Origin of the sequence: Olleya namhaensis (assembly GCF_900114005.1) — a bacterium.
Classification (GTDB): Bacteria; Bacteroidota; Bacteroidia; order Flavobacteriales; family Flavobacteriaceae; genus Olleya; species Olleya namhaensis.
In genome coordinates this window covers 1-26,844 of sequence record NZ_FORM01000005.1, presented here as the reverse complement: position 1 = coordinate 26,844, position 26,844 = coordinate 1, and the positions used below count along the sequence as shown (strand labels likewise).

Annotated in this window: 27 protein-coding genes and 1 tRNA gene; 9 read left to right on the top strand and 19 right to left on the bottom strand. The window is 31.7% G+C overall.

Annotation, left to right across the window (positions count from 1 at the left end):
* Positions 1-32: 32 nt before the first annotated feature.
* From BMZ09_RS08735 to BMZ09_RS08690, 10 genes are all read right to left on the bottom strand, one after another.
* Complete coding sequence (locus BMZ09_RS08735) at positions 33-1,736, bottom strand: sodium:solute symporter family protein (protein WP_090839585.1); 1,704 nt, start codon at positions 1,734-1,736, stop codon at positions 33-35.
* 111 nt (positions 1,737-1,847) lie between these two features.
* Entirely contained in the window at positions 1,848-4,376 is a 2,529-nt protein-coding gene (locus BMZ09_RS08730; protein WP_090839582.1) for a PIG-L family deacetylase, read from the bottom strand.
* A gap of 258 nt (positions 4,377-4,634) precedes the next feature.
* The gene (gene corA, locus BMZ09_RS08725) at positions 4,635-5,714 is read right to left on the bottom strand and encodes a magnesium/cobalt transporter CorA (RefSeq protein ID WP_090839580.1); all 1,080 of its coding nucleotides are present in this window, start codon (positions 5,712-5,714) and stop codon (positions 4,635-4,637) included.
* Positions 5,715-5,723: 9 nt separating this feature from the next.
* Positions 5,724-6,254: a mechanosensitive ion channel domain-containing protein gene (locus tag BMZ09_RS08720; RefSeq protein WP_090839578.1), complete on the bottom strand. Its 531-nt coding sequence runs from the start codon at positions 6,252-6,254 to the stop codon at positions 5,724-5,726.
* Positions 6,255-6,286: 32 nt separating this feature from the next.
* Complete coding sequence (locus BMZ09_RS08715) at positions 6,287-7,213, bottom strand: septum formation inhibitor Maf (RefSeq protein WP_090839576.1); 927 nt, start codon at positions 7,211-7,213, stop codon at positions 6,287-6,289.
* Positions 7,214-7,243: 30 nt separating this feature from the next.
* Positions 7,244-7,837: a Maf family nucleotide pyrophosphatase gene (locus tag BMZ09_RS08710; RefSeq protein ID WP_090839572.1), complete on the bottom strand. Its 594-nt coding sequence runs from the start codon at positions 7,835-7,837 to the stop codon at positions 7,244-7,246.
* 2 nt (positions 7,838-7,839) lie between these two features.
* The gene (locus tag BMZ09_RS08705) at positions 7,840-8,751 is read right to left on the bottom strand and encodes a geranylgeranylglycerol-phosphate geranylgeranyltransferase (protein WP_090839570.1); all 912 of its coding nucleotides are present in this window, start codon (positions 8,749-8,751) and stop codon (positions 7,840-7,842) included.
* Positions 8,752-8,771: 20 nt separating this feature from the next.
* The gene (locus BMZ09_RS08700; protein WP_090839568.1) at positions 8,772-9,083 is read right to left on the bottom strand and encodes a hypothetical protein; all 312 of its coding nucleotides are present in this window, start codon (positions 9,081-9,083) and stop codon (positions 8,772-8,774) included.
* Between the two features lie 9 nt (positions 9,084-9,092).
* Positions 9,093-9,623: a KdsC family phosphatase gene (locus BMZ09_RS08695; protein WP_090839566.1), complete on the bottom strand. Its 531-nt coding sequence runs from the start codon at positions 9,621-9,623 to the stop codon at positions 9,093-9,095.
* Complete coding sequence (locus tag BMZ09_RS08690; protein ID WP_090839564.1) at positions 9,613-10,371, bottom strand: Rossmann-like and DUF2520 domain-containing protein; 759 nt, start codon at positions 10,369-10,371, stop codon at positions 9,613-9,615. Before BMZ09_RS08690 ends, BMZ09_RS08695 begins: the two co-directional genes overlap by 11 nt.
* Before the next feature lie 58 nt (positions 10,372-10,429).
* On the opposite strand from BMZ09_RS08690, the gene BMZ09_RS08685 reads away from it, so the two are divergent.
* Complete coding sequence (locus tag BMZ09_RS08685; RefSeq protein WP_090839561.1) at positions 10,430-10,840, top strand: group III truncated hemoglobin; 411 nt, start codon at positions 10,430-10,432, stop codon at positions 10,838-10,840.
* 85 nt (positions 10,841-10,925) lie between these two features.
* Positions 10,926-14,141 carry a cytochrome c biogenesis protein CcsA gene (gene ccsA / locus BMZ09_RS08680; protein WP_090839559.1) on the top strand — a complete coding sequence of 1,072 codons (3,216 nt, stop codon included), beginning with the start codon at positions 10,926-10,928 and terminating at the stop codon, positions 14,139-14,141.
* 80 nt (positions 14,142-14,221) lie between these two features.
* On the opposite strand, the gene BMZ09_RS08675 is transcribed toward ccsA, so the two are convergent.
* The gene (locus BMZ09_RS08675) at positions 14,222-15,142 is read right to left on the bottom strand and encodes a hypothetical protein (protein ID WP_090839557.1); all 921 of its coding nucleotides are present in this window, start codon (positions 15,140-15,142) and stop codon (positions 14,222-14,224) included.
* Between the two features lie 227 nt (positions 15,143-15,369).
* Here BMZ09_RS08675 and BMZ09_RS08670 point away from each other — a divergent pair, with 227 nt between their 5' ends.
* From BMZ09_RS08670 to BMZ09_RS16175, 3 genes are all read left to right on the top strand, one after another.
* Positions 15,370-15,558 carry a hypothetical protein gene (locus BMZ09_RS08670; protein ID WP_090839555.1) on the top strand — a complete coding sequence of 63 codons (189 nt, stop codon included), beginning with the start codon at positions 15,370-15,372 and terminating at the stop codon, positions 15,556-15,558.
* 147 nt (positions 15,559-15,705) lie between these two features.
* Positions 15,706-16,152 carry a large conductance mechanosensitive channel protein MscL gene (mscL, locus tag BMZ09_RS08665; protein ID WP_090839553.1) on the top strand — a complete coding sequence of 149 codons (447 nt, stop codon included), beginning with the start codon at positions 15,706-15,708 and terminating at the stop codon, positions 16,150-16,152.
* A gap of 4 nt (positions 16,153-16,156) precedes the next feature.
* Positions 16,157-16,306, top strand: a complete 150-nt coding sequence (locus tag BMZ09_RS16175) for a hypothetical protein (RefSeq protein ID WP_177183522.1) — start codon at positions 16,157-16,159, stop codon at positions 16,304-16,306.
* Between the two features lie 43 nt (positions 16,307-16,349).
* Here the strand turns inward: BMZ09_RS16175 and BMZ09_RS08660 are convergent, their stop codons facing one another.
* On the bottom strand, positions 16,350-16,721 hold the full coding sequence (locus tag BMZ09_RS08660; protein ID WP_090839551.1) for a hypothetical protein: 372 nt from the start codon (positions 16,719-16,721) through the stop codon (positions 16,350-16,352).
* A 140-nt stretch (positions 16,722-16,861) separates the two neighbouring features.
* On the opposite strand from BMZ09_RS08660, the gene BMZ09_RS08655 reads away from it, so the two are divergent.
* The 4 genes from BMZ09_RS08655 (at position 16,862) to BMZ09_RS08640 (ending at position 19,813) form a co-directional block, all read left to right on the top strand.
* Positions 16,862-18,013, top strand: a complete 1,152-nt coding sequence (locus BMZ09_RS08655) for a trans-sulfuration enzyme family protein (RefSeq protein ID WP_090839549.1) — start codon at positions 16,862-16,864, stop codon at positions 18,011-18,013.
* 34 nt (positions 18,014-18,047) lie between these two features.
* On the top strand, positions 18,048-18,938 hold the full coding sequence (rlmF, locus tag BMZ09_RS08650; protein WP_090839547.1) for a 23S rRNA (adenine(1618)-N(6))-methyltransferase RlmF: 891 nt from the start codon (positions 18,048-18,050) through the stop codon (positions 18,936-18,938).
* Positions 18,939-18,945: 7 nt separating this feature from the next.
* A complete protein-coding gene (gene bshB1, locus BMZ09_RS08645; protein ID WP_090839545.1) occupies positions 18,946-19,662 on the top strand; it encodes a bacillithiol biosynthesis deacetylase BshB1 in 717 nt (238 codons plus the stop codon).
* Between the two features lie 75 nt (positions 19,663-19,737).
* A tRNA-His gene (locus tag BMZ09_RS08640) sits at positions 19,738-19,813 on the top strand.
* Between the two features lie 160 nt (positions 19,814-19,973).
* On the opposite strand, the gene BMZ09_RS08635 is transcribed toward BMZ09_RS08640, so the two are convergent.
* The 7 genes from BMZ09_RS08635 to BMZ09_RS08605 form a co-directional block, all read right to left on the bottom strand.
* Positions 19,974-20,552: a hypothetical protein gene (locus BMZ09_RS08635; protein ID WP_090840108.1), complete on the bottom strand. Its 579-nt coding sequence runs from the start codon at positions 20,550-20,552 to the stop codon at positions 19,974-19,976.
* Between the two features lie 141 nt (positions 20,553-20,693).
* Positions 20,694-22,535 (bottom strand): PLP-dependent aminotransferase family protein, encoded by a 1,842-nt coding sequence (locus BMZ09_RS08630; RefSeq protein WP_090839543.1) that lies wholly within the window; start codon positions 22,533-22,535, stop codon positions 20,694-20,696.
* Between the two features lie 214 nt (positions 22,536-22,749).
* Entirely contained in the window at positions 22,750-23,112 is a 363-nt protein-coding gene (locus BMZ09_RS08625; RefSeq protein ID WP_090839541.1) for a hypothetical protein, read from the bottom strand.
* A gap of 1 nt (position 23,113) precedes the next feature.
* Positions 23,114-24,748 carry a CRTAC1 family protein gene (locus tag BMZ09_RS08620; protein WP_090839539.1) on the bottom strand — a complete coding sequence of 545 codons (1,635 nt, stop codon included), beginning with the start codon at positions 24,746-24,748 and terminating at the stop codon, positions 23,114-23,116.
* A gap of 7 nt (positions 24,749-24,755) precedes the next feature.
* Positions 24,756-25,415, bottom strand: coding sequence for a DUF6796 family protein (locus tag BMZ09_RS08615; RefSeq protein ID WP_090839537.1), 660 nt, complete (start codon positions 25,413-25,415; stop codon positions 24,756-24,758).
* Between the two features lie 198 nt (positions 25,416-25,613).
* Positions 25,614-25,856 (bottom strand): hypothetical protein, encoded by a 243-nt coding sequence (locus BMZ09_RS08610; RefSeq protein WP_090839535.1) that lies wholly within the window; start codon positions 25,854-25,856, stop codon positions 25,614-25,616.
* 257 nt (positions 25,857-26,113) lie between these two features.
* Positions 26,114-26,746 (bottom strand): hypothetical protein, encoded by a 633-nt coding sequence (locus tag BMZ09_RS08605; RefSeq protein WP_090839533.1) that lies wholly within the window; start codon positions 26,744-26,746, stop codon positions 26,114-26,116.
* Positions 26,747-26,844: the final 98 nt, after the last annotated feature.

Genomic DNA, 26,844 nt, shown 5'->3' with positions numbered 1-26,844 from the left:
TTGGTTACTGTTTCATGTTTACAAACTAAGCTCTAAATAGTTGCTTTATCAGTACTATTAAATAGTGCCTGAATTATAAAAGCAATAGCCATTACAATAGCACAACCTACAAAGTTTAACCATAAAAAGGGTAGGTTAATTATTTCATATTCATCTAAAAAGAATAATCCAATCACTAATACTTGCGTTATTAATGCTGCAATAAATACAGCATTGGCTTTAATCTGCTTAAAGAAAAAGGCTAATAAGAAAATACCAAGGACGTTACCATAAAATATAGATCCAATAATATTAACTAGTTGTATGAGGTTTTCTGCTAAATTGGCGACGCAGGCGACTCCAATAGCCATGATACCCCAAAGTAGCGTAAACCCTCTAGAGGCTTTAACCATTTCTTCGTCAGTTTTTGGGCCGACTCTATGTTTATAAAGATCTATTGTTGTTGTACTCGCTAAAGCATTAAGCTCTGAAGCCGTACTAGACATAGCAGCACTTAAAATAACTGCTAATAATAATCCGATTAAGCCTTTTGGTAAATTGTTTAGTATAAAGTGTATAAACACATAATCCTTATCATTACTCTCTACTTTTAAACCTTTAGATTCTCCTGCTTTTTTTATTAAGTCTCTAGCATGCGCTCTTATGGTATCACTTTTAGCGTTATAACTGGCTATTAATTCTTGGTTTACCGTACCATCTGCTTTTGCAAATGCTGAGATGGTTTCCTTTTTAAGGTCAAAAATTTCTTTTTGTTCTAATTGAAGCGCATTATATTGGTCTGCGTATTCTGAATTTAATACAACTTCTGTTGCGGTAGGGTTAAAGTTTACTGGTGCTTCGTTAAATTGATAAAACACAAAAACCATAACACCAACTAACAGAATAAAAAACTGCATTGGCACTTTAAGTAATCCGTTAAAAATTAATCCTAAACGCATTTCTTTTACAGATTTTCCAGATAAATAACGTTGTACCTGACTTTGATCTGTTCCAAAATAAGAAAGCATTAAAAACGTACCACCAATTAATCCACTCCAAACAGTATATCTATTATTTAGGTCGAAAGAAAAATCTAACACCTCCATTTTACCACTTGCTCCTGCAATGTCTAGTGCTTTTTTAAAGGTAATATCATCAGGTAATTGGTTTAATATTAAAATGAAAGCAATAACCATTCCTGTAAAAATTACAACCATTTGGTGCTTTTGAGTCACATTTACTGCTTTTGTACCTCCAGAAACAGTGTAAATAATAACTAAAACACCTATAATAATATTTAATAATAATAAATTCCAACCTAAAACAGCCGATAGGATTATAGCAGGTGCAAATATTGTAATTCCTGCTGCTAATCCACGTTGTATTAAAAACAGAACAGCTGTTAGGGTACGCGTTTTACGGTCAAAACGATTCTCTAAAAACTCGTAAGCAGTGTATACTTTTAATCTGTGGTATAGTGGAATAAACACCATACAAATCACAATCATAGCAATAGGTAATCCAAAATAAAATTGAACAAATCCCATCCCAGAGTGAAACGCTTGTCCTGGTGTACTTAAAAATGTAATAGCACTAGCTTGTGTAGCCATTACAGATAAACCTATGGTCCACCATTTACTATTACTACCGCCTTTTAAAAAATCTTGTACATTTTTACTGCCACGGGTTTGATAAGTCCCATATACAACAATGGTTAATAATGTTCCAATTAGAACAATCCAATCTAAAGTTTGCATAATTTAAAACAGTTTAGTGATTAAGTAAAACGCAACGATATATAACGCATTTGCTACTAAAAGCACTGTGTATAATGGTTTCCATTGGTATTTTGGTTGGTCTTGCATGATTTAGTTTTTTAATCCATTATCATTAATACTATTTTCTTTTCCTATACTTAACATATTAGCAAATAATCTGTAAGCACCAGAAACACCAGCAGGGAATTCTCTAAAAAAGCTTAAACCTGTATAGATGTAGTGTCCTTTTCCATGTTTAGCGACTAATAAACTTCCAGATTTAGCAGTTTCGTCTTTATCATGCATAGATAAGATAGGGGTAAATTCTGGAGCCCATTGGTCCGGAAAATATAAACCACGTTCTTGTGTCCATCCTTCAAAATCTTTTAGCGTTATTTTATTTGGAAAATTTAAGACGTCATGTTCTGGAGCAAGTAATGTAACTTCAGCATTTTCGTCCGTAACACGATCTCTTGATAATTTTAAATCGTACGGTGCAATTTGATCTGTTTTTAAACGACGATTAGTGTTGTATTGTACAATCATATTTCCTCCTTTTTCAACAAAATCGAATAAAATATCTTGCTTAAATTTTAATGCATCAACAATATTATACGCTCTAATTCCTACAACGACTGCATCAAAAGCACTTAACCTTTCGGCAGTGATTTCTTCAGGTTTTAAAACCATAACGTTGTATCCTATCTGTTTTAAACTTTCTGGAACAACATCTCCAGCACCTTCTATATAAGCGATATTTTCACCACGCTTTTGGATGTCTAATCTTACTATTTTGCTTTCGCTTGGTAGTAATACCGTTTGAAACGGAATATGCTCGTAATCTATCTCAACTAGCTCTTTAGTATAAACGTTGGATCCAACATAAACCATAGGGCTTAGTAATCCTTCACTTTGATTTTTTGGAGGTATAACTGTAAATATTAAGGTTTGTTCTTGACCTTTGTTTGCGATTTCAAATTTTTGCTTTTCAGGAAATACTGACCAGCCTTTTGGATGTGCTATAGAGACATAACCATCTAAATTATCTTTACCTGCTTTTACCGTAACTGGAATGTCTTTTTGTTGATCATTCTCAAAAATGATTACTTTTTGGTCTATTTTAGCTGATGCTTCTGGAATAATTTCAAAAGGACGGTATAATTCACCTTTATCAGGTTTTGAATAACGGTAAATCAGATCTTTAGTTATTGTTAACGGGTAACCATTAATTTTTAGATTAAAATCTATAGTAATAGCACGAGGCGTTTCTGGCTTACCAATTAAGTTTTTGTCTTCTACTTTATACATTCCTAAGCTTCCTTTTTTGTTTAACCAGTAAGGCGCTGTAGGTTGTAATTTAGAAGCGATTGTAATTTGCTTTTTTAACTCCTGCTTATCGTTAGGCGTTAAAAGTAATGCTGAATTGTTTTTTTTATTGTTGTTTGAAATGGTGTAGCTTTCTAGTGTAATAACAGCTGCGCTTCTATTTAAGGCTTCAATATTTACATCAATAACTTGACCTGTTGCACTATTGGGTGTGCTTGCCGATGCTTCTAGGTATAAACCAGCACACGCTTCAATTATTTTATTAATTTCTTTTAATTTTTGAGTTTTCCATTGTGGGCTATCAATACCTTCAATTAATTGTCTGGCTTGTAATAATTGGTCTAAATGTGAGGCCGGATTTTCAAAATTAAAGTTAGTTTCAACAGTTTTTAAAATAGCTTCAATTTTTTCTCCTCCTGTAACTCTTGTCCAAGTCGTATTAATACCATCAAAAATATTGGATTTGTCTTTTGGTAAATCTCCTTTAATTAATTCGATATATTCTGTTTGGCTACCTCTTTGAGATAAACGTCCAAAACCTTGACATAAATGCTGACTACTGGCAAGTGACGCGATTTCGTTGTTTGATAATCCTAAAGATGGATAATACACACCAATATCAAAATTTAGAAGATTGGTTTTGTCTGCTTCGTCAAATTTTTCTTGGCTACCATAAAACCACCAAGAGGTATTAAAAAATTCGCGTTGTGGTTGCCAAGTTCCGTATTGCTTAACTTGATCAGGGTAGGCGTTTTTATCGTTTGCTAAATCAAAAGCTTCCACACTTAACATTGCAGAACTTGTATGGTGACCATGTGTTGTTCCTGGGCTTCTGTGGTCAAATCTATTGATAATTATATCTGGCTTAAATTGTCTAATGGCTAAAACAACATCGCTAAGGACTTCGTTTTTATTCCAAATGGCAAGAGTTTCGTCTGGATGTTTTGAGTAACCAAAATCGTTAGCTCTAGTAAAGCGTTGTTCTCCACCATCTGTGCGTCTTGCAGCTAGCAATTCTTGCGTACGTATAACACCTAATAATTCTCTGATTTCTGGTCCTATTAAGTTTTGTCCTCCATCACCTCTTGTTAAAGATAGGTAAGCTGTACGTGCTTTTACATGGTTTGACATATAAGATATTAATCTTGTGTTTTCGTCATCAGGATGCGCTGCTAAGTATAAAACCGAACCTAAAAAGTTTAGTTTTTTAACCGCTTGGTGTATTTCTGAGGCATTTAGTTTTTCTGGTTGTTGTGCTTGCGTAGACAATGAAAAGCACAGTAATAATAGGAGCGAAGCCAATAATTTTTGCATGGTTGTATATAATAATTTGATAGTGTTTCAAATATAAACAAGTCATGTAGTGATTATTGTATTTTTAGTTTTCTTTAACTTAAATTAACAGTTGGCAAAAGGCAAAAGGGGTAAGGGGTTAGAGAAAACAGGTTCTATAAAACAGTAATCTATAAATAAAAATAGTAAAGGTGCCGATTGGAAATAAAATACCCCTTTAAATCTAAGATCTAAAGGGGATAGTTTTATATTATAATATTTATTTGATGTCTTATTACTTTATAACCACTTTTTGCGTTTAAAATAGACTATCATTCCTATAAAAATAACAATCATAACAGCCCAGACAATGTAATACCCATCTTGAGAGTCTAATTCTGGCATGTTTTTAAAATTCATACCATAAACACCTGCTATAAAGGTTAATGGAATAAAAATAGTAGCCATTATGGTTAATACTTTCATGACCTCGTTCATTTTATTACTAATGGTAGTCATGTACATATCCATTAAACTCCAAATCATTTCGCGGTAAATATCAATATTTTCTGTGACCTGAATAACATGGTCATAGACATCTCTAAAATAGTGTGTTGTTTTTTCGTCAATAAGACTTCCTTCGCTTTTTTCTAATCTATTAATAATTTCGCGAAGCGGAAAAATAGCACGTCTAATTTTTAGTATTTCTCGCTTTAAATTTTGTATTTGTTGCGAGATTTCTTCTTGTGTTAAACCGGTAAACAATTCGTCCTCTAAATCTTCGATTTTGTTCCCCATGGTTTCGATAATAGCGTAGTAATGATCTACTATAGCATCTATTAATGCGTATAATAGATAATCAGATCCTTCACCACGAATACGTCCTTTTTTATGACGAATACGCTCTCTTAAACCATCAAAAACATCACCTTCGGCTTCTTGAAAAGTCAAGACGTAATTTTTACCCATTACCATGCTGACTTGCTCAGAGACAATAGTTTCTGACTCGTCATAATACATCATTTTTAAAACGATAAAAAAGTAGTCATTGTACTCGTCTATTTTAGGGCGTTGAGATGTGTTTACAATGTCTTCTAAAATTAACGGGTGTAAGTTATAATGTTGCCCAATTTTTTCGATTTGGTCAATAAAATTTAGACCATTAAGGTTAAACCAAGTAACGGTTTCAGAATCTTTAAAATTAAAAGCATCTTCTACTGTTGGTAGATCAGCTTCTTTATACTCCTCATCACTATAATCAAAAGCATGAAGATGTAGTTTATTATCTAATTTATTACCTGTATATATTAAAGCACCAGGAACTTGTCCTATCTGTTTTTTGTAATTTTGGGTACGTTTTTTTTGTTTTTTTTTAGCCATAATCTATAATTAATGCATGTCTCCAAAATCTTCGATTGCATCCTTTTGTACTAAAGTTACAGCTTTTTGCAGAATTAAGTTGTTTGGATAGGTGACTAAGTCGCCATTATCTTGTCTTAAATGTAATTGAAATGCTCTAATATCCTCAATAATAGCTTCTATTGGTGCATCTTTATCATGAATTTTTATTTTGTCTCCGACCTTATATGGGAACGAAAAAAACATGATTATTCCAGATGTTATATTGCTCAGGATAGACCATATTGCAAATAAACCAACGCCAATAACTGCAAAAACAGAGGAGAATATAACTGCTAAATTTTCTAATTCTGCGCCAAGGATATAGGCCAAGAATAGTAAAAATATTAGAAGCAAGGTAAACGTGGTGTAGCGCGATATTAATCCAATCCTAGCATCATTGATCCCGCTGGTACGGCCAATTTTTTTTATCGAAATTTTTAAAATGGAACGAATAATAATAAATACAAGTAGCAGAATGGCAGAGCTACCAAATTCTGATTGTAAATGGTCTAAAAACATATGGTATTTTAATTATTTTGTAAATATAGTTTTTATTCCAATTTCAAGGTTTTTCTTAACTCTAAATCTGCATTACTTTTTTTATTCCAATAGGCTGTCTTTAATGTTGCTAATTTAGTGGCTTTAGAGGTTTTTCCATTTTGTGTGTCTTCCCAACTATGTATTTGATAAGGGAATTCTGGGTTGTAGTTGATTATTAGTTGACGGTCTAAATCTTTAATAGTAAGTGTGTATTGTCCTGGCTTACTTTCCGCGAAAGCGTTATAAGATTTTAAAGGTGCATGGGTTAATCTGGTAAACTCTAAGCTTGGTATAATCTCGAAATTATCCTTAGGTAAACTACTAGGATCAATACGTAGTTGTGTCCAAATTTGATTTTCTAAAACAGCTTTGTCTAGATTAAATTTTTGGTCTGCTTCACCTTGAAAATAGGAGTGCGATGTGATTTGAAATTGCTCGCGATTATTTAATTGGGTATATACATGTCCGCACCATTCTTGGACAGAAGTACTAACTTTTATAGCATGCTGATTGTTGGCAATCGGGTAAAACGTGCTTTGCATAATGCTATATGGATAAATACCTGTATTGAACTTTTTGGTGCTATTTAGCTTTAAAACATTAACATTTGTGGGATTGTTTTGGTCCGCTTTAACTTGTGTGTCTGCTAGAAAAGGTTCTGTAACAAAGACTAAAACAGCCGTTCCTTTTCTGTTTTCTCCATATCTAGATTGGTCTAATTGGTACGATGTTATCTCAGCTTCTCCTGCGTACCAGTAGTCGTTAAATTGCTTGTTAGGCTTAAAGGCAGGTGCTTTGCTAGCTATAGTGTTTACTGTTTTGACCGCTTTGATCGTTTTGACTTTAGCAATAGCCTTGTTATCTTGTTTATTTTGTGTGTTACAGCTAAAAAGGGCAAGGGTAGCTAATATAAAAAGCGAGTGTTTTAAGGGTGTCATAGTTATTGATTTAACTATAAAAGTACAATTCTAAAACTCTTCAGCAATGGTATTTAACGTTTCGTAAACAAGATGTGTTGGCATACCAACTACGTTAAAAAAGGAGCCTTCAATGCTAATAACGCCAATTTGTCCAATCCATTCCTGAATACCATAAGCGCCCGCTTTATCCAATGGTGCATAGGTTTTTACGTAGTGCCAAATCTCGTCATCAGTAAAGTCTTTAAAGGTTACTTTAGTAATAGCATTTACGGTTTTTTGAAACTTTTTGGTGTGAAAACACACAGAAGTAATTACCTCATGTGTTGCGTTACTTAGTGATTTAAGCATTTCAAAAGCCTCATCATTACTTTCGGGCTTTCCCAATGCTTTGCTTTTGTGCCAAACAATGGTGTCACTAGTTACTAGTATGTCTTTGTCTTCTAATTCTTCAAGAAAAGGTATTGCTTTTAATTCGGCTAAATAATCACTTATTTGGTAGTGTAATAAATGTTCTGAATAGTCTTCTTTTGTGTCTTTTAAGCGGACTTCAAAATCTAAGCCTAAATCCCTAAAAAATTGTTGTCTTCTTGGAGATCCTGAAGCTAATATAATGTGTCTATCTTTTAGTTTTTCTTTTAACATAATTACTTTAGTATAAATAAGTAAACAACCATGGATAGCATTCCAGTAAGCATTACTAGTTTTAGTAAATTACTTATGGTTTTAAAATGTGCTTTAGTTTCTGCTGTAAATAATTTGATTGTAATATAAATTAATGGACCAATTACTGCTATTAAAAAATAGATTACAGCAACCTCTCTCATGTATAAATAGGTGGTTATGTAATACGTTAAAATAGCAATTAATGCAATTGTTAAACCAAAAGCGACATATTTTGCACGTGTTGTACCTATGACTAAAGGTAAGGTTTTAAAATCCATTTTATAATCGCCATCAATATCTTGTATGTCTTTTACTATTTCTCTGATAAGAGATATAATAAAAGCAAACACCGCATAATCAAAAAGCACCTCAAACATAGAGGATTGAATAAACTGATTTTGTATGTTAATAGCAGGAAGTAACTCGAAAACCCCAACTATAATTAGGCTTAATCCTACTAGTAGGCTAATAATAATGTTACCCACTAATACAATTTGTTGTAAAAAAGAGGCGTAAATATATAATAATGCAGCTATTATAACAAAGATGGCAAAAAAGGTGCTTCTGTCAATAACATGCGACAAATAGAAGCCTAAAACAACTCCTGTTATAGTAAATACCATATAATAAATATAGGCTTTGTCTTCTGGGATGTATTTGCCAATTATTAGTTTGTGTGGTTTGTTAATGGCGTCCGCTTGGACATCAAAAATATCATTGATTATATACCCTCCAGCAGCAATACAAAGTGTGGCTATTACTAATAAAATAAATTTAAAAAGGGTTAATGTTGTACTAACACCAAAAGCCGGAAACATGGCATATTTAATTAAAAATTGCACTAATGCAATTAGTAATAAGTTTTTAAAACGAATAAGTTGAAGTAGTTTCAAAATGTAAAGTATCAGGTTGTTTAAGATAATAGTCCTTCTAGTATTTTAATGGCTAAAAGGCTAATCAAAATTAAGAAGAATACTGTCAGAACAACCACAATTTTAGTGTTTTGTTTAGCTTGTTTTCTAATTTTGTTTTTGATTTTTTGCTTTTCTAAATCAGAAAGTGATGTTGTTTTAAAATCGGTTTTAAATTGTTTTTGACTTTCTGTATTTAGTTGCGTTTTTAAATGAGAAAACACAGCTTTTGGTTTCCGGTTAAAAACCGAAGCATGGTTGCCTGAACCAATGTAACCAAAACCTGTGTTATGTCTTCTGTTTGAACGACTCAAAAAATAATATTAAAATGTTTGCGCGTCAAAATCGCTATCCCATTTGTTTTGTACTTTCATAACTTGCTCAATGACGTCACGTACACAACCTTCTCCGCCTAATTTGTGCGATATGTACTTAGAGACACGTTTAACTTCTGGTACAGCGTCTTGTGGGCAGCTAGAGACACCAACTAATTTTAAAACAGGTACGTCAGGGATGTCATCACCCATATATAAAACGTTTTCTGCTTTAATTTGATTGTTGTTTAAATACTCTTCAAATTGCACTACTTTTTGATGTGCACCTAAATACACGTCTTTAATACCTAAATGGTTTAATCTAGTACGAACACCTTCGTTTGTACCACCTGAGATAATACAAACATTGTAGCCATGATTTAACGCTTGTTTCATAGCATAACCATCCTTGACATTCATGTGTCTTATCATTTCTCCTGAAGAGGTAATGGTAATCATTCCGTTTGTTAATACACCATCTACATCAAAAATAAATGTTGTTACTTGGTGTAAATATTCTTTATAGCTTTTATCGTCCATGTGTCTTTTTTATAGATTCTGTCATTAGATTATACACGTCTTCGTGATGTGGATTATCTAATAATTTTAAATGTCTTTTTATTGTTTTTTTATCGTTTCGTTTTGCAGGTCCTGTTTGCGCTAAATAAGGCGATACTTCTTGCACTTTTCTAGCAGTTTCAGCAATCAATGGTTTTAATATATCAAATTCGGCACCTTGTTTTTCTGTAATTTCGTGTGCTATTCTATAAATTTGATTCGTAAAATTATTAACAAATACTGCAGCTAGATGCAATGCAGGACGCTGTTTAGGATTTACTTTAAAAGTTTTACACCCCAAACTTTCTCCTATAGTTTCTAATAGTTTAAAATCTTTTTTTCTTAAGGTTTCAATACAAATAGGGACTGTTGTAAAATCTAGATCTACATCCTTGCTAAAGGTTTGTAAAGGGTAAAATACGCCACGATAATGTTTTTGGTCAATGTCATATAAACGGGCACTTCCAGAGGTGTGTACAACCAATCGGTTTTCAAAAGGTAAAGACGTACTTAGCGCCTCGATAGCATCATCGCTTATGGCAATAATATAAACGTCGGCTTCGATTAGCGCATTAACGTCATCGGTAATGTCTACTTCGTTTTTGTACATTTCAATAGCTTTTAGGTTGCGGTTGTACCATTGCACAACTTCAATATTAGAAGCTTCTTTAAATACTTTATATAAGTGTGTGGCCACATTTCCTGCGCCAAGCAAAACTATTTTAATCATAGCGCTAAAATACTAAGAAAATAAAGATTTAAAAGTACAAAACTTTATCTTTGTTACTATGAATAGAAAAGCCATTACAAACCGTCAGGATGTTAAGCTTTTAGTAGACCAGTTTTACTTAAAAGTTAGAGCAGATAAAGTGTTAGGTCCTATTTTTAATGCTATAATTACAGATTGGGACACGCATTTAGACCATTTAACAACGTTTTGGGAGTCTAGTTTGTTTATTGGTAAAAAATTAGACCATAAATATATTGGCAACCCACTAGAAGCGCATGAAAAAGTAGATGCAACGTTAGACCATAGTATCACAGAGCTACATTTTGGGCTTTGGTTAAATTTATGGTACGCAACTATTGATCAATTTTTTGAAGGTGAAATGGCTGATAATGCGAAGCGTAGGGCAAGAAAAATGGGCACATTTATGTATTTGAAAATTTTTGAAGCTAGACAAAAGTCTAAACCGTAATTTTAACACAAGATTTGGAAGTTTTAAAGGAATTATAACCAACAAAAACGATTATATTTGCACGAGCTAAAAAAGGCCTATTATTATGCAAAATAGAATCGCCAAAATCTTATTTTCTACACGATTAACATCTGTCTTATTTATTGTTTTTGCAACCGCAATGGCTGTTGGAACTATTCTGGACAGAAACATGGATACTTCTCCAACACCTTATACCAGAAATTTAATTTATAACGCTTGGTGGTTTGAAGCTATCATGGTTTTATTTATGATCAATTTTATTGGTAATATTTTTAAATTTAGATTATTACGAAAGGAAAAATGGGCGACTTTAACCCTGCATTTAGCCTTTATATTTATCATTTTAGGCGCTGGTATTACGCGTTACTTTGGTTTTGAAGGAATGATTGCGATTAGAGAAGGAGAAACTGAAAGTGGGTTTTTATCTCAAAAAACATACATTACAGCATATATTGATGGTGATTATATGATAGACGGTGTACCGCAACGTTTACCGTTTGATGAAGAAGTAGATTTTTCTGGAAGAATGGAAAATAGCTTTGACCACACCGCATATTACAATAACACGCCAGTTAGTTTTGAATTAACAAACTTTTTTCTTGGTGCAGAAGAAGATATTGTACCTGATGATGCTGGTGAGAATTACTTAAAAATTGTTGAGGCTAGAGGTAATGGGCCGCACAATCACTTTTTAAAACAAGGTACAGTAGAAAACATCCATAACTTATTAGTGGCATTGGATAAACCTACGGAAGGGGCTGTAAATATTACAACAACACCAGACGGTTTAATGGTGCATTCTCCATTTGAAGGAGAATATTTGATTATGGCAAGTATGGCACAAGGTAAACTTATAAAAGATTCCATACAGCCATTAATGCTGCGTTCTAGATATGTTATTGGAGATATGCAATTGGTGTTTCCTAAGCCTGTTGTAAAAGGAAAATTTGATGTCGTTAAAAAAGCAAGTTTCTTAAAGCAAGATGAAAACGCAGTAGTGCTTAATGTTACTGCTAATGGCGAAACTAAAGAAGTTAAATTATTGGGTAGTCAATGGTCTAATAATCGTTTTAAACAAGTTAAAGTTGGTGGTTTAGATATTGCTTTAAAATATGGTTCTAAAGTATTAGAATTACCTTTTGAAGTAAAATTAAACGATTTTATTGCAGAAAAATATCCTGGTACAGAAAACAACTATTCTTCTTACGAAAGTAAAGTGACGGTTATAGATAAGGAGCAAGGTGATTTTGATTTTCATATTTATATGAATAATATATTGGATCATCGTGGATACCGCTTTTTTCAAGCTGATTATGATAAAGATTTAAAAGGAACCATTTTATCTGTTAATCATGACTATTGGGGGACTTGGGTTACTTATTTAGGTTACTTTTTATTGTATTTTGGTATGATGGCTATTTTATTTGCTAACCACACAAGGTTTAGAGATTTACAGAATGGGTTAGAGAAGGTTAAAAATAAAAAGGCTAAAATCACGACGCTTATTTTATTGTGTTTTAGTTTAACAACTTTTGCTCAAGAAGAGCAACACAGCGCAAATGATGGACATGGTCATGAAGAAGTGGAGGAGAGTAAAGCACCTTCAAAATTTCAAATAGATTCAATCTTAAAAGCAAATGTGGCACCAAAAGCCCATGCTGATAAGTTTGGTCATATTGTTATTCAGGATTTAGATGGACGTATGATGCCTATTGATACGTATTCTTCAGAGTTGGTAAGAAAACTAACAAAGCATGAAACTTATGAAGGGTTGACTGCAAATCAGATTTTCTTGAGTATTCAAGAAAGTCCAATGTTATGGTATAATGTACCAATTATCTATTTAAAAAGACAAAAAGCGGATTCTATTAGAAGCGTGATTGGTATTCCAAAGGATCAAGAATTTGCAAGATTATTAGACTTTTTTACGGACGACTTTAAATATAAGTTAGACCCTTATCTAGAAGAAGCATCTGCTTTAAAATCGCAAACAGGGATTCAGAAAGAATTTTTGGAAACCAATCAACGTATTAACTTGTTAAGTAATGCTATTGAGGGACGTTCTTTAAAAATATTTCCGATTCCGGATGATGAAAACAATAAATGGATTTCTCCTTTTGAATATAAAAACGAAGGCTATAAGCAACAAATAACAGATACTATTTATGGTAGTTTTGTTGGTTCTAGTTTTGATTGGTATTTATATACTTTAAATGAAGCTAAGAAGTCTAAAGATTATGAAAAATCTGAGAAGCTTTTAGAAGCTTTCAAAAAGTCGCAAGGTAAGGTAGGGGCTAATGTAATGCTTAGTGATAGTAAGATAAATGCAGAGATATTATATAACAAATATGATGTGTTTAAAAAGTTATTTAGTTGGTACATGTATGCTGGTACTTTATTGTTTTTATTACTTGTTTGGCAAATCTTTAAGTCTAGTAATAAGTGGTTAAATAAAAGTATTACAGTATTTAAATTTATTATTTTAGGACTGTTTATTTTACATACAGCAGGTTTAATAGCGCGTTGGTATATCTCAGGTCATGCACCTTGGAGTGATGCTTATGAGTCTATGATTTATGTTGCTTGGGCGACTATGTTTTTTGGTTTAGCATTTGGAAGAAAAAGTGATTTAACATTAGCGTCTACTGCATTTGTAACTGCAATGATTTTAATGATTGCACATTGGAACTGGATGGATCCTGCTATTGCTAATTTACAGCCGGTATTAGATAGTTATTGGTTAATGATTCACGTGGCTGTTATTGTGGCTAGTTATGGACCATTTACATTAGGTATGATATTAGGATTAGTGTCATTAATATTAATGATCTTAACTAACTCTAATAACAAAGCTAAGATGGACATTAATATTAAAGAATTGACTATAATTACGGAAATGGCGTTAACTGTCGGTTTGGTAATGTTAACTATTGGAAACTTTTTAGGTGGACAATGGGCTAATGAAAGTTGGGGAAGATATTGGGGATGGGATCCAAAAGAAACATGGGCCTTAATTAGTATTATGTTATACGCCTTTGTAATACACATGCGATTAGTACCTGGGTTACGTGGACGCTGGTTTTTTAACCTAATGGCAATTGTAACGTTTAGTAGTATTTTAATGACTTATTTTGGAGTTAATTTCTACCTTTCAGGATTACATAGTTATGCTAGTGGAGATCAAATAGTAAGTTTTAAGTTTATTGCAATAGCAGCAGTAATGGTTGCTGTAATAGGTTTCTTTTCATACAGGAAATACGCTAAGTATTACAAAAAATAATAGTTACCAGTCTTATAATAGGTACAAAAAAAACTCACTATGAAAATAGTGAGTTTTTTTGTGGTTATACATATTTAGTATTAGTCCCTTCTTGGTAAAACAATCTGTTTTATTATTGTTTTAGTATTTGTAGTGATGTGTAGTATTAGTCTTTTATTTCTTCTATTAAGTCTAATGTTGGTTTTTTTAGCGTTAATATTTTGCATAGTTTTTAATACCGCACCTTTGTTGTTGTATACTATAACACTGCTAATTGTGTTATTGTTTTTGACACTAATTTTTAATTGATTTAACCCTTTTATATATTTGATTTTTAAACCAAGATCAGTATTTGTATCCTCAGTGCTGTCTGTAGTGTCTTCTTCTGAAGTAGCATCATCAGAATCTTCATCAGTATTTGAGTCTTCGTCAGCTGTTGTGTTATCATCATCTGTTGTTTCGTCGTTTGTGTCATCAGTAGTTTCGTCAGTAGTTTCGTCAGTAGTGTTTTCTTCTGATTGGTTAAAAGCAATATAGAAGCGATCAGTGTAGTTTTCTGCATCTAGCGTTACTGTGTATGCTGTGTCTTTTACTGAGGTGTAAGTGTTTAATAAAGCATCGTAAATATAGATATCAATATCTGTATCAAAATCTTCTAAACTTGTAATTTCTATGGTTGCTTCACCACTAAACTCATTATATAATCCAAATAAGTATTGTTTGTTATTATCAAAAGCACCAACACCTTGTATAACATAACGGTTATCCTCAATTAGCCAGTTTAAATCATTAGTAAAAGGGCTGCTTACTGTTGCGTCATAACCATAATCTACACCATCTGTCGCAGCATTGTCTGATGTAAAAGCTAACAATAACTCTCTAGAAGCACTATTTGGTGCAGTATAGTTTAATCTAATAATTTGAATACTACTATCTGAATCTATATTTGAAGTGGTTGTTGTGTTTGAGGCAAAAATAAAATTGCAAAAAGTAAGAAGTAAAAGTAAAGTAGCTTTTCTCATGATAAAGGGCGTTAATCAGTTGTAAGGTTAATTTCTTCGACCAATATATGTACATTCTTTTGATTATCCTTTTAAAGGTCTTTTTATTCGATGAAATACACTTTTTAATTTAAATAAAAATAGTATTATCGTTTAAAGACGAATAAATCAGTCAAAATAGCTTTTGGTTGGTGGTTTTGGTTTTTTTAGTTTTATTGATTAACTTGTTAAAAATAATAAAAATATTAATGAATTACATAAGAAAAATTGGATTAAGCAACGTATTACTTTTAGTATTATGTTTGGCTATAATCTTAGTTGCCGAGTATTTGTTTTTGAATGGAGAACAATTGCACGGTATTTTTATTGGTTTGTGGGCGCCTACACTTTTAGGTGTAATGATTTATATAAAACTGATAAATAATGGAAGGAAATAGTATCGTTTTTTGGTTCTCGATAGTAGTGTTTGTTTGTGTCTTTGCTTGGGCTTTTCTTATGGTTAAGGCATATGATAAAACACCCAGAGATTAAACTTGATGCTTTCTATTATTTAATATCTTCGCGGAATATAAATTAGGTTTAAAATGAAATTTTTAAAAGAATTCAAAGAGTTTGCTGTAAAAGGTAACATGATGGATATGGCTATTGGTATAATAATAGGTGCATCCTTCAATAAGGTTATTGATGTGTTGGTTAAAAAAGTGTTTTTGCCACCATTATCACTAATGACTGATGGATTAAATTTTCATAATAAGCGTTACATATTAAGAGATGCTATTACAAATACAGAAGGTGTAATTACAACACAAGAAGTTGCAGTGTATTATGGCGAGTTGTTTGAGGTAATGTTAGATTTTTTAATCGTAGGTTTGACCGTGTTTATTGTTGTAAAAGCCATGAACCAATTAAGAGATAAATCTCAGGATGTCAAAAATAAAACGGTAAAAACACCAAAGGATATAGAGCTGTTGTCCAAATTAACAGATTTAATAGAGGAACAGAATACATTACTAAAAGGGTCAAAAAAATAAGATTATGCCAAAGCCTAAAGGTCAGAAAAACACCAAAAACAAAGCCAAGCATTCTAAGCTAATGGCTAAAAAAATAAATAAGAAAAAAAAGGAAGAACTCTCTAGAAAAGAACGTTTAAAAGCAATTGTTAAGCAAAGTAAACTAGAAGATTAAGTCATAAAAAAAAACAGCAAATGCTGTTTTTTTTTGTTTTATTTTAAATTTTCATTAGTGTTTTATCTAAGTTCAACTCACTTAACATTGTATTGGTAAAACTATAATGTCCTTTTGTGGTTATAATTTTAAATCGTTGATCTTTCATCCGTGTGACTACATCTAATAATCGCCATTTTGTTTTTAATGCTTTGGGCTTATTGCTTTTAATACCTAATTCAAAAATATATTTTTTAGTACGCTTATAAGCAGTAATATCTGGTACAATTACCATGTTATCTTCCTTTTTTACAAATGTAGAGGGTTGCTCATAACCTTGTAAGTCTGCTTTAATATTTTCAAAGCCTAAAAACTCTAAATGTGATATTGATTGTTTTAAAATGTTTTTATTTTCTTCTTTGTCTTGTGCTATCATAATCCTTAAAATACAAAATAGTGAGGTAAGTTATAGTTAAGGAGTCGTTAAATCAGGACTGCATATTTTAATAATAGTACAGATTATTTTAATAAAGAAGTATTAAATGACTAAATTACATGTTTAAATGTATTTGTGAAATGAAATTAAAGAATCCCGGTTTAAATACCATTTGCACACACGTTGGAGAAGTCCCTGACGAGCAATTTAAAGGCGCGATTTCGCCTATTTATTTATCTTCATCATATCAGTTTATGGATGTGGATGTTAAGCGTTATCCACGTTATTTTAATACACCTAATCAAGAGTATTTAGTAAAAAAAATAGCAGCTTTGGAAAGTACTGAAGCAGCAATGATATTTGCTTCTGGTATGGCGGCTATTAGTCATATGTTTTTAGCTTTTTTAAAAGCAGGGGATCATATTGTAGTACAAAACACACTATACGGTGGGACTTCTAATTTTATTAGAGAAGAGTTTCCTAAGTTAAATATAGAATTTACTTTTACTAACGGTTATACGGTCGAAGATTTTGAAGCAGCAATTCAGCCTAATACCAAATTAATTCATATTGAAACACCGTCAAATCCACTCTTAACTATTACTGATATTGAGGCAATAGCTAAATTAGGAAAACAAAAAAATATAGTAACAAGTATAGATAATACATTTGCAAGTCCTGTTAATCAAAATCCAGCTGAGTTTGGAATAGATTTAATCATGCACTCCGCAACCAAATATTTTGGTGGTCATAGTGATATATGTGCTGGTGCAGTTGCCGGAAGTGTAGCGCATATGGAGTTAATTTGGAATGTCTCTAAAAATTATGGTGGTAGTTTAAGTGATTTTACTGTTTGGATGTTAGAACGTAGCATGAAAACTATGGGTTTACGTGTTAAAGCACAAACTAAAAATGCTAATAAAATGGCTAAATGGTTAACAAAACAACCCTTTGTAAAACACGTGTATTATCCAGGTTTAAAAACACACCCAGAACATAAACTAGCAAAAAAACAAATGAAAGGCTTCGGAGCAATGTTGTCTTTTGAATTGGAGGATGCATTTGATTCTGATCAATTTATGAAGCAGCTGCAGCTTATTAAAGCTTCTATTAGTTTAGCAGGTGTTGAGAGTACCGTATTATCTCCAACACAAACATCACATGCATTATTAACACCAGAACAAAGAGCAGAGGTAGGTATCTCTGATGGATTAATTCGTTTTTCTTTAGGAATAGAAGAAATTAAAGATTTAAAAGCGGATATAAAACAAGCAATTAGTGCCATTAAATAAAAATTAACTAATAACAATTACTAATACTCAAATTTTGCACAAAAGAAACAAACATACTGACGATTACAATTTTACTCAGCTTGCAACGGTCTATCCAAACATAGAGCCCTTTATTTTTACAAATGCTAATAATAAAAAAACAATTGATTTTGCAAACCCTAAAGCTGTTAAAGCTTTAAATGCAGCTTTATTAAAATCGCATTATGATATTCAGTTTTGGGATTTTCCAGATCACTTTTTATGTCCACCAATTCCGGGACGTGTAGATTATATCCATCACATTGCAGATTTATTAGAACGTTCTAAATTAACAGAGAATGTTACTGTTTTAGACATAGGTACAGGTGCAAACTGTATTTACCCATTATTAGGTAATGCAGTGCATGATTGGAGTTTTATTGGTGTAGATAGTAATGATCAAGCACTTAAATCTGCCCAAAACATTGTAGACAAAAACAATCTACAAGATAAAATTAAGCTTAAAAAACAACAAGATGATGCGCATATTTTAAATGGTGTTTTAAGCGAAACTGATAAGATAACAGTTGCTATGTGTAATCCTCCATTTTTTAAAAATGAAGCAGATGCACTAAAAGCAACAACTAGTAAACTTAAAGGATTAGGAAAACCTACGGATCAAATGGTGCGTAATTTTGCTGGTCAAGCCCATGAGTTATGGTACACAGGAGGCGAGAAAGCTTTTTTACATAACTATTTATACGAAAGCTCTTTATTAAAAACACAAAGTTTTTGGTATACTAGTTTAGTATCAAACAAAGACAACGTAAAAACAATGCATCAATCGCTTAAAAAGCTTGGCGCAACACAAGTCCTTACTATAGCCCTTAATATTGGAAACAAGAAAAGTAGAGTAGTAGCTTGGACTTTTTTAACTGAAGAACAAAAACAAGATTGGAATAAATAATATTAAGATGAAAGTAGACATACTAGCATTTGGTGCCCATCCAGACGATGTAGAACTTGGAGCAGGAGGTACAATAGCAAAAGAAGTAGCTAAAGGAAAAACTGTTGTTATAGTAGATTTAACAAAAGGAGAATTAGGAACACGTGGTACAGCATTAACCCGTAAAACGGAAGCTGAGGATGCAAAAAACATATTAGGTGTTGCTTACAGAGAGAATCTAGGATTTAAAGATGGCTTTTTTGTTAATGATAAGCAGCATCAATTGGAAATTATAAAGATGATACGCAAGTATCAACCAGAGATTGTACTTTGTAATGCTATTGATGATAGGCATATAGATCACGGAAAAGGAAGTAAATTAGTTAGTGATGCTTGTTTTTTAAGTGGATTAATAAAAATTGAAACCAAGGTTGATAATACTATTCAAAAACAATGGCGACCAAAGCAAGTGTACCATTATATCCAATGGAAAACTATTGAACCGGACTTTGTTGTTGATATTTCTGGATACCTTGATATTAAGATGAAAAGTGTTTTAGCATACAAAACGCAGTTCTTTGATCCGACAAGTAAAGAGCCAGAAACACCTATTTCTAGTAAAAATTTTACAGATAGTGTCAAATATAGAGCTAGAGACCTAGGTAGACTAGTAAATATGGATTACGCAGAAGGTTATACTGTAGAGCGTTACGCAGCAGTGGATAGTTTATTTGATTTAAAATAATTTTTTTTTAAAAAAAGTTTGGAATAACTAGTAAATAATTTACCTTTGCACACGCATTATTAAATGCGCACAAATGGTGGTTGTAGCTCAGCTGGTTAGAGCGTCGGTTTGTGGTACCGAAAGTCGCCGGTTCGAACCCGGTCTTCCACCCAGAAGCAAGAAGCTTCTCTTGAAAAAGAGAAGCTTTTTTTGTGGCCTAAATTCTGATTAAAAAGCTAAACTTTAAAAAGTATAACGTTAAGGTTAGGCATCAATTACAACGATCGATTAGTTTCTATTATAACGAATATTATGTTTCTAATAGATGGTAGTTAACGTAGTTGTTCTGTGATGTAAACAATAGCAAAAAGCCATCCTAAATATAATGCGGTATAACTTAACGCGTATTTTACAGATAACAGTAAATTATTTTTGGTCTGTTTTACTTTTGAAAACACGAGTTTTAATGCTCTAAAAAAGACCCAATACAACATCCCGAGTAATATAAAAAGCGAAAACCAAAAGAAGGCTTCTAAAAAGATGAGAAGTAGTGTAAAAGCGATTGACATGGCTATCCATAATACAATTGATATTAGTATACCTAAAATGCCTTCAGCTAAAGCTATCTCAGGGAAATCTGTAAAGCCAGAAGAGCTTGTAATAGATTCTTTTAATTTAAAATTTTTAAAAGCAGGAAAGTTGTCTATTAAACCAATCCCTTTATAAAGGCCATAAGTGATAAATAAAAACAAAGCAGCACCTATTATAGACAAGGACAGATAAAAGTTTGAGGTAATACTTCTATTATAATTAATACCTGTAATATAAACCGTAAGCACTGTAATGGCTATTACAATAATTGAAACAATAAATATGGATTTTCCTTTCAAGTAGGTTGTCTTCGCTTTCATTTGTTTGTAAATTAAACGGTTATATAATAGTTGCCAAACTATCCTAAATAATATAGGCATGCACCTAAAAGATGCATGCCTATGTGGTATAGTTTATAAATTTAAGAATTATAATTAAAGTTTCTTAAATTATAGCAAGTATTAAATACTTTTTACAAAGTCTAAAAATACTTTTTTATGTAATTCAAGATCTAAGTTAGGAGATAGTGAGGCACGAACAATATAATCCTTATCGCCCTCTTTAGTCGTTCCCTGTGTAGAGGTTGCAGGAATAGTCCAATAACACCCTTTTAATTGCCCATAACTTACACAAAACTTACTCTCGTTAGGGATTTTAGTAATCATCAAGTTTATCAACTTTAAATTCAGGTCACGTTTATACGTTTCTTTTTCTTCATCTGTATTACCTTTTGTAGGAAGATCTAAAGAAAAAACAGAAGGTGTAAACCCTTGTGAAGCTAATGCTTCTGAGACAAAGTTGATTTTTGCGCCTGGTAACACGTCATGGATATAATTAACAAACTCACGTGTATTTTTATACGCATCGCTAATTCTTTGGTTCATTGAAGGTAATTGCTTTGCTAAGATGTCATATTGAAAATCAGTAGCCTCATTATCACAAAGCATAAGATGATTTTCAATTTTTTCCATTAAAGCAAGTGTATTAGTATTTCCAACACAGTAACCAGCAGTACATTGTCCACCACTTGGGAATTTAGACCCACTAGCAAAAGAAATAGTTCTAACTGTAGACAACATATCGTTTTCACCTAAAAAGTGCACATTTGGACAGAATGTTTGATCCAATATAAATACAGGATCTATAGCTGTTGCTCCGCTTGGCGTCTTACGCACTTTACTTAAGGCTTCTTTTAACTTAATTAAGTTAGGTACTTCAACCCTAGGATTTGTAGGGATTTCTGCAATTATATAAGGGACTGCATCTTGTTCTGCTATGGTATCTAAAACGGTATTAATACTTTGTACCATATCATTATCACCATCTACTGGTAAATCCACGATATCCACATTATTAATACATGCAGCAACACGTCTAGCCTGGTCATTAGTACCACCATAACAATTTGGAGGCACTATAATTTTAATAGCTTTTCCTTTATGGTTTATAATAGCGTCATGAATAAGCCCCATTAAAATAGCGTACTGTATGGATAAACCACTAGAGGCTACTAACGGTTTAGTAGTTGTGTTAGTTACGGTTTTAATGGCGTTTAAGACACTATTTTTGTTTGTAACGTCTATTGTTTTGTTTTTAATGATTGACTGTTCTACTAATGCATTTAATGCTATAAGCGCGTTTGCAGGTGTCATAGCAACGGTCTCTCTTCTACGGACATGTTGTATGTCTGAGATATAATTTTCGTTAGCCGTACCATTAACTATTAAAATACTTCCTAGATGTTGGTGTAGACTTATAAAAAAGTCAATATTAGGGTCTAAATTCGCAGCGCCAATAGTCTCTTCTTGAGATATAAATACCGTTGTGTCATTTAATGCTACAATCTCATCAGCTGTGTTTACTTGCTTTAGTTGAAACTTATAGCCGTAAATATTTTTTATGATTTCTGCATCAAAACATTCTGGTAAACTACCTGTATAATAAATTGTTGTGTTTTTATTTTCTAATAGATTTTTTCTTAAAACAGCTAAAACAGGAACTATTTTTGAATCGAAACTAATTACATTCTCTGATTTAATATCATGTAAATGCGCAAGTGCCCATTCTAATACACAAGATAATGGATGCCCTAGTCTAATATAGTCATACGCAGTAGGTAATTGATTTAATGCAGATGCATCTGAATTATTACTAGTATATAAAGTTTCAAACTGATCTAAAAACTCAGTTTTAGCTAGCTTTTCATTATAAATATCTAATCTATGAGTTGTTATATTTAACCAACCAGTTGGCATATTTTTTATAACTTCTTTAATATAATTAAGCATTGTATTGTCTTTCATAATTTTAACTTTAATAGTAGACAAAGATACGTTAATTAGATTTTTTTAAAGGATAACGTCTTGTTTTGTAACATTGTTTTAACGTCACTATTTAAGGATAAGCTACTTTGGATTAGAATTTAAAAATCTAGTAATAGAATTCTATTATTTAGTAATGCTTTAAAGGCGCTTTTTAATCAAAAATATTTGATTAATAATGAAACGATTGTTTGTTTTACTTCACCTTTTTAAATTCTTTAATTTTTAGAACTATCAAAAGGGTGAAAATAGCAAAAGAAATATAACACATTGGGATACCTGCACTTGTTTTTGGACATTCAATAACTCCCGAAATTTGCATGATAGAACCATAAAAGGCAATACTCCAAGCTATTCCTGTGCCAGTAAAATATATAATATTATCTTTTTTAAAGACATGTGCTAAAAAAGGAATTACAAGACAAGCTAAAATTATATAACAGGCAGGTATGTTTAATAATTTTGGACAAATATTACCTTGACTAAATTCGTTATAAACTAAAATTCCTGCGCCATATATTCCAAATATAAATACAGAATAAAAGACATATTTAAGCATATTATTTTAGTTCTTCTGCCTTTTCTAGTACTTCAATTAATTTAGGAACAATACTTCTTGAATTAATCTTAATAGACTCCAAGTTCTGTATAGTGCCATCAGTATAGTGTATTTGTGTACTTTTAATGTTGTCTTTACCTAAGCCAATATGGATTGTTGCACTTTGATCAGAAACTAATCCTTCTCCAATAATATAATCTTCTGTTATTGTTTTTCCTGAAGTTGTTGTTACTATAATTTTTGCACCAATATTTTTAGCATTTTCTAAAAAAGTTAATTGAAGGTAGTTGTTATCTCCTCCCTTATTTAAAAAGACTTTTGCTGGACCTGAAATATTTACCCAAACTAAATCTTGGTAACCATCTAAATTAAAATCACTAATTAATGGTGTAATAGCAAAGTGTTTATTTACGACACCACTTTCTTGTTCTGTAGCAACAAACGTATGGTCTTCTTTTTGAGTTAAAAATCGACCAGGTAGTTTAAAAAGTTTGTGAGGAGGAAATTCTACATAGTTTTCTGCTACAATTAATTCTTGCAAACCATCATTATTCATGTCTGCCATAGCTGCACCCCAAGAGAATTCAAAATCTGCTACTTTAACCTTATCTGCCGCATCTTCAAATACAAAGTTTCCTTTGTTTTCAAAGAAAATCCAATCAGAATTAAATTCACTTTCATCAACGTCTCCTCGTGCTAAAAAATGCGGGGCTGTAGTCCCTGTATTAGAGAACATAAAATCTACTTGACCATCATTGTTGTAATCTCCAACAGCAATACCCATTGGGTACCCGTATTTATCTGTAGTAGGGTTAGTAATCATTTTAAATGTTCCGTCTGCATTGTTTTTATACGTTCTAACTTCTCCAGTATCATGCGCTACTATTAAATCTAACCAGCTATCATTATCTATATCTACAAATATGCCCATAAAAGTATTGTGGTTATAAGCCAGTCCTGAATTTTGCGTGCTATCCGTAAAAGTATTGTCACCATTGTTTATCAGAAGCTGACTGATTGGACCATATCCTTTTGTAAAGTTATTTTGACCTTGCATCTGTTCTTTTCTAATATAGTTAGACACAAAAATATCGATATCTCCATCCTTGTCAATATCTCCTAATGCAAAGCCAAGTGGTGTTGCATCATCCGCTAAATTATATTTTACTTTTTTAGGAGTAAAGACACCTTGAGTGTTGTAGTATATTGTTATTCCATCTTCACGTGAGATAATTAAATCAGAAAAACCATTATTATCAAAATCTGCAGAAGCTGAAGCTAATGTTGTTAAATTGCTTTTTTGAGGTAAGTTTACCTTCTTAGAAATGGAAGTAAAAGCATTCTTTTTATATTGAAATAATTGATCCTGTTGGTCAAAACCTCCACCAAAAAATATTTCGTCCACACCATCATTGTTTATATCAATAAGTGAAGATGCGATAACAGGAAGAGACTTTTTACCATTATGTTGCTGATTAAAATCGATTAATACTTCACTAAATTTTGGAGTTATGCCATTTTCAATCTTATTATCATACGGGTTGTTCCCATCTGTTCCAAATCTAAAAGCAAGTAATAGTACTGCCAGAATTATGATTGTAATAAGACTTAGAAATATAAACTTTAAGTATTTCATAATTTAATTATTTGAAATTTTTATTAAATTGATATAATGATAAACTGAATAGAATAAAATGAGTGACATTCATGGCTATTGGGGCAATATACTTACCGATAGATGGGATAATAAAGTAAACTGCAAACACTAAAATTAATATTACAATAGGATTGGTAATAGCCATCCATTTGTTGTAGTAGGTTGGTGATTTATAAATTGCAATTATAAAGAAAGCGGATAAAAGTAGTATTATGACTCGTAATATTTGAACTAATGACTCACTAAGTAAAGTGTAGTTACCTAATATTTGTCTATAAACAGTACTATTAATATCATCTTGTAGGTGCACTATTGTTCCCAAAAAAGCTCTAGAAGTAATCCAAAAGCCACCAACAGTAAAAGCCAAAACACCTAAAGTAAATACAATAAAAGCCCATTTATTTTCTTTACCCTTTAACATTTTATAAATGTGATAATAACCAACAAAATATAAAGGTGTTCCTAAAACAGCCAAAAAGTGCCCATAGATAAGATTCTCTCTTGGCACAAACTTAAAAAAATTATAATGCGCTGAATTACCAACTATCTGGTTGCTGTAGTGTAATAAAAACTCTCCTAAACCAACAGTTATACTTGCTATCAGACCAAGTATTCCTGTAATGTAAATCAACTTTTTTTCGGACATATAAAAACAAGGTATATTTAATTACTTGATGTTAGTAGATAAATTAAGTAAACCCTTACGTTAAAAGTTGTTTATTTTAAAGTTATGGTATTAGTAGTTGTATTTTATTTCTAGATTTTGCTATTTGTTTTCAAAAACAATTAATAGTAGTACTCCATTTTTTCATGGAAAAACAGAATGAAAGAAATTTAACTATTTCTAATGGTGTAATTGTTTTTGTAACCAAGCCCTAATTTCTTTTCGTAAAGAGACTTCAGGTTTAGGTAGCGGAATTGTTTGTCCAAATTGTTTACTTCTATTAAATTTTGAAAACGTAATTTTATGTTTTTTCCAAACTTCGGGATACAATTCTAAGAATTTATTAAAAAAACTTTGTTCATTAATTTTGCCTTCTATTTTAGAAAGTACTTCTTTAAATTTTTCTTCTTGCTCTATAATCATTTTGTTGTTGTTCTGTAATAAATAAAATCATTTGTAATCTTTTTAATATTGACTGTAATTAATTGCTTAATTTTTAGTCAACCTATTTCAGGAAAATTCAATTCCGCTATGCTTGGCAACGTGATTGTGTATGGTTAGTTGCGTGATTTAAGTAACTAAGTTAGCAAATAAATCACAGATAGAATATTCCGCAGGAATGTTTGTAAGTAGACTTAAAACAAGCAATTAATTATACACGGTGTTGTGGTGCGTATTTTTTATTTAATTTCTATTATTTCTTTCGGAGGTGGAGGAGGAGGAGGAATATCAAATTTCTCATTCAGCCAAATATTTATATCCGTTTTATTTGTAATTCGTTCGTAAGCTTGAGTTAGCTTTTCTAATGTTTTAGGTAAATTTTCAAATCCGTTTTTGTCATAAGAAACGTAAATCAGTAATTTTTCGGGATTGTCACTTAACATAGGATTTTTTCCATTGTTTTCAATATCTCTTTTTAAAACACTTTCCAAACTATCTAAAGGATAGAAATTGTCGTACTTTTTATTAATTGTATCATTGTGAATTTCGATTGTATTCTTTTGTTTTATTAAAATACAAGCAAAATTTTCCCAACAAGGATTATGGAAGTAGATTGTCTTAATTTTATTGTCCGATTTTAAAGTGATTTTCGGTATGCTATCGTTACAAGCAATTCTTTCAGTCCGTTTTAGTACGTCTTTCCAGTTTTCGAATTGATTATAAACTAATTCAACACCAAGACTGTCGCTTTCTTTGTCCCATTTTCCGAAATCTATTTGAACTAATTGTTTTTCTTTTTTTTCAGAGTTTTTACACCCGATTATTGTCAAAATCAGTAAAATCAGAAACGATATTTTAATGTTAGTTCTCATTTTTGTATTATACTGATATAGGTTGACCTTTTTTTGTTAATATTTTCTAGTTCAAAAGATTTTTTTTAGACGTTTAGAAGGTAAAAAAAATAGTTTGA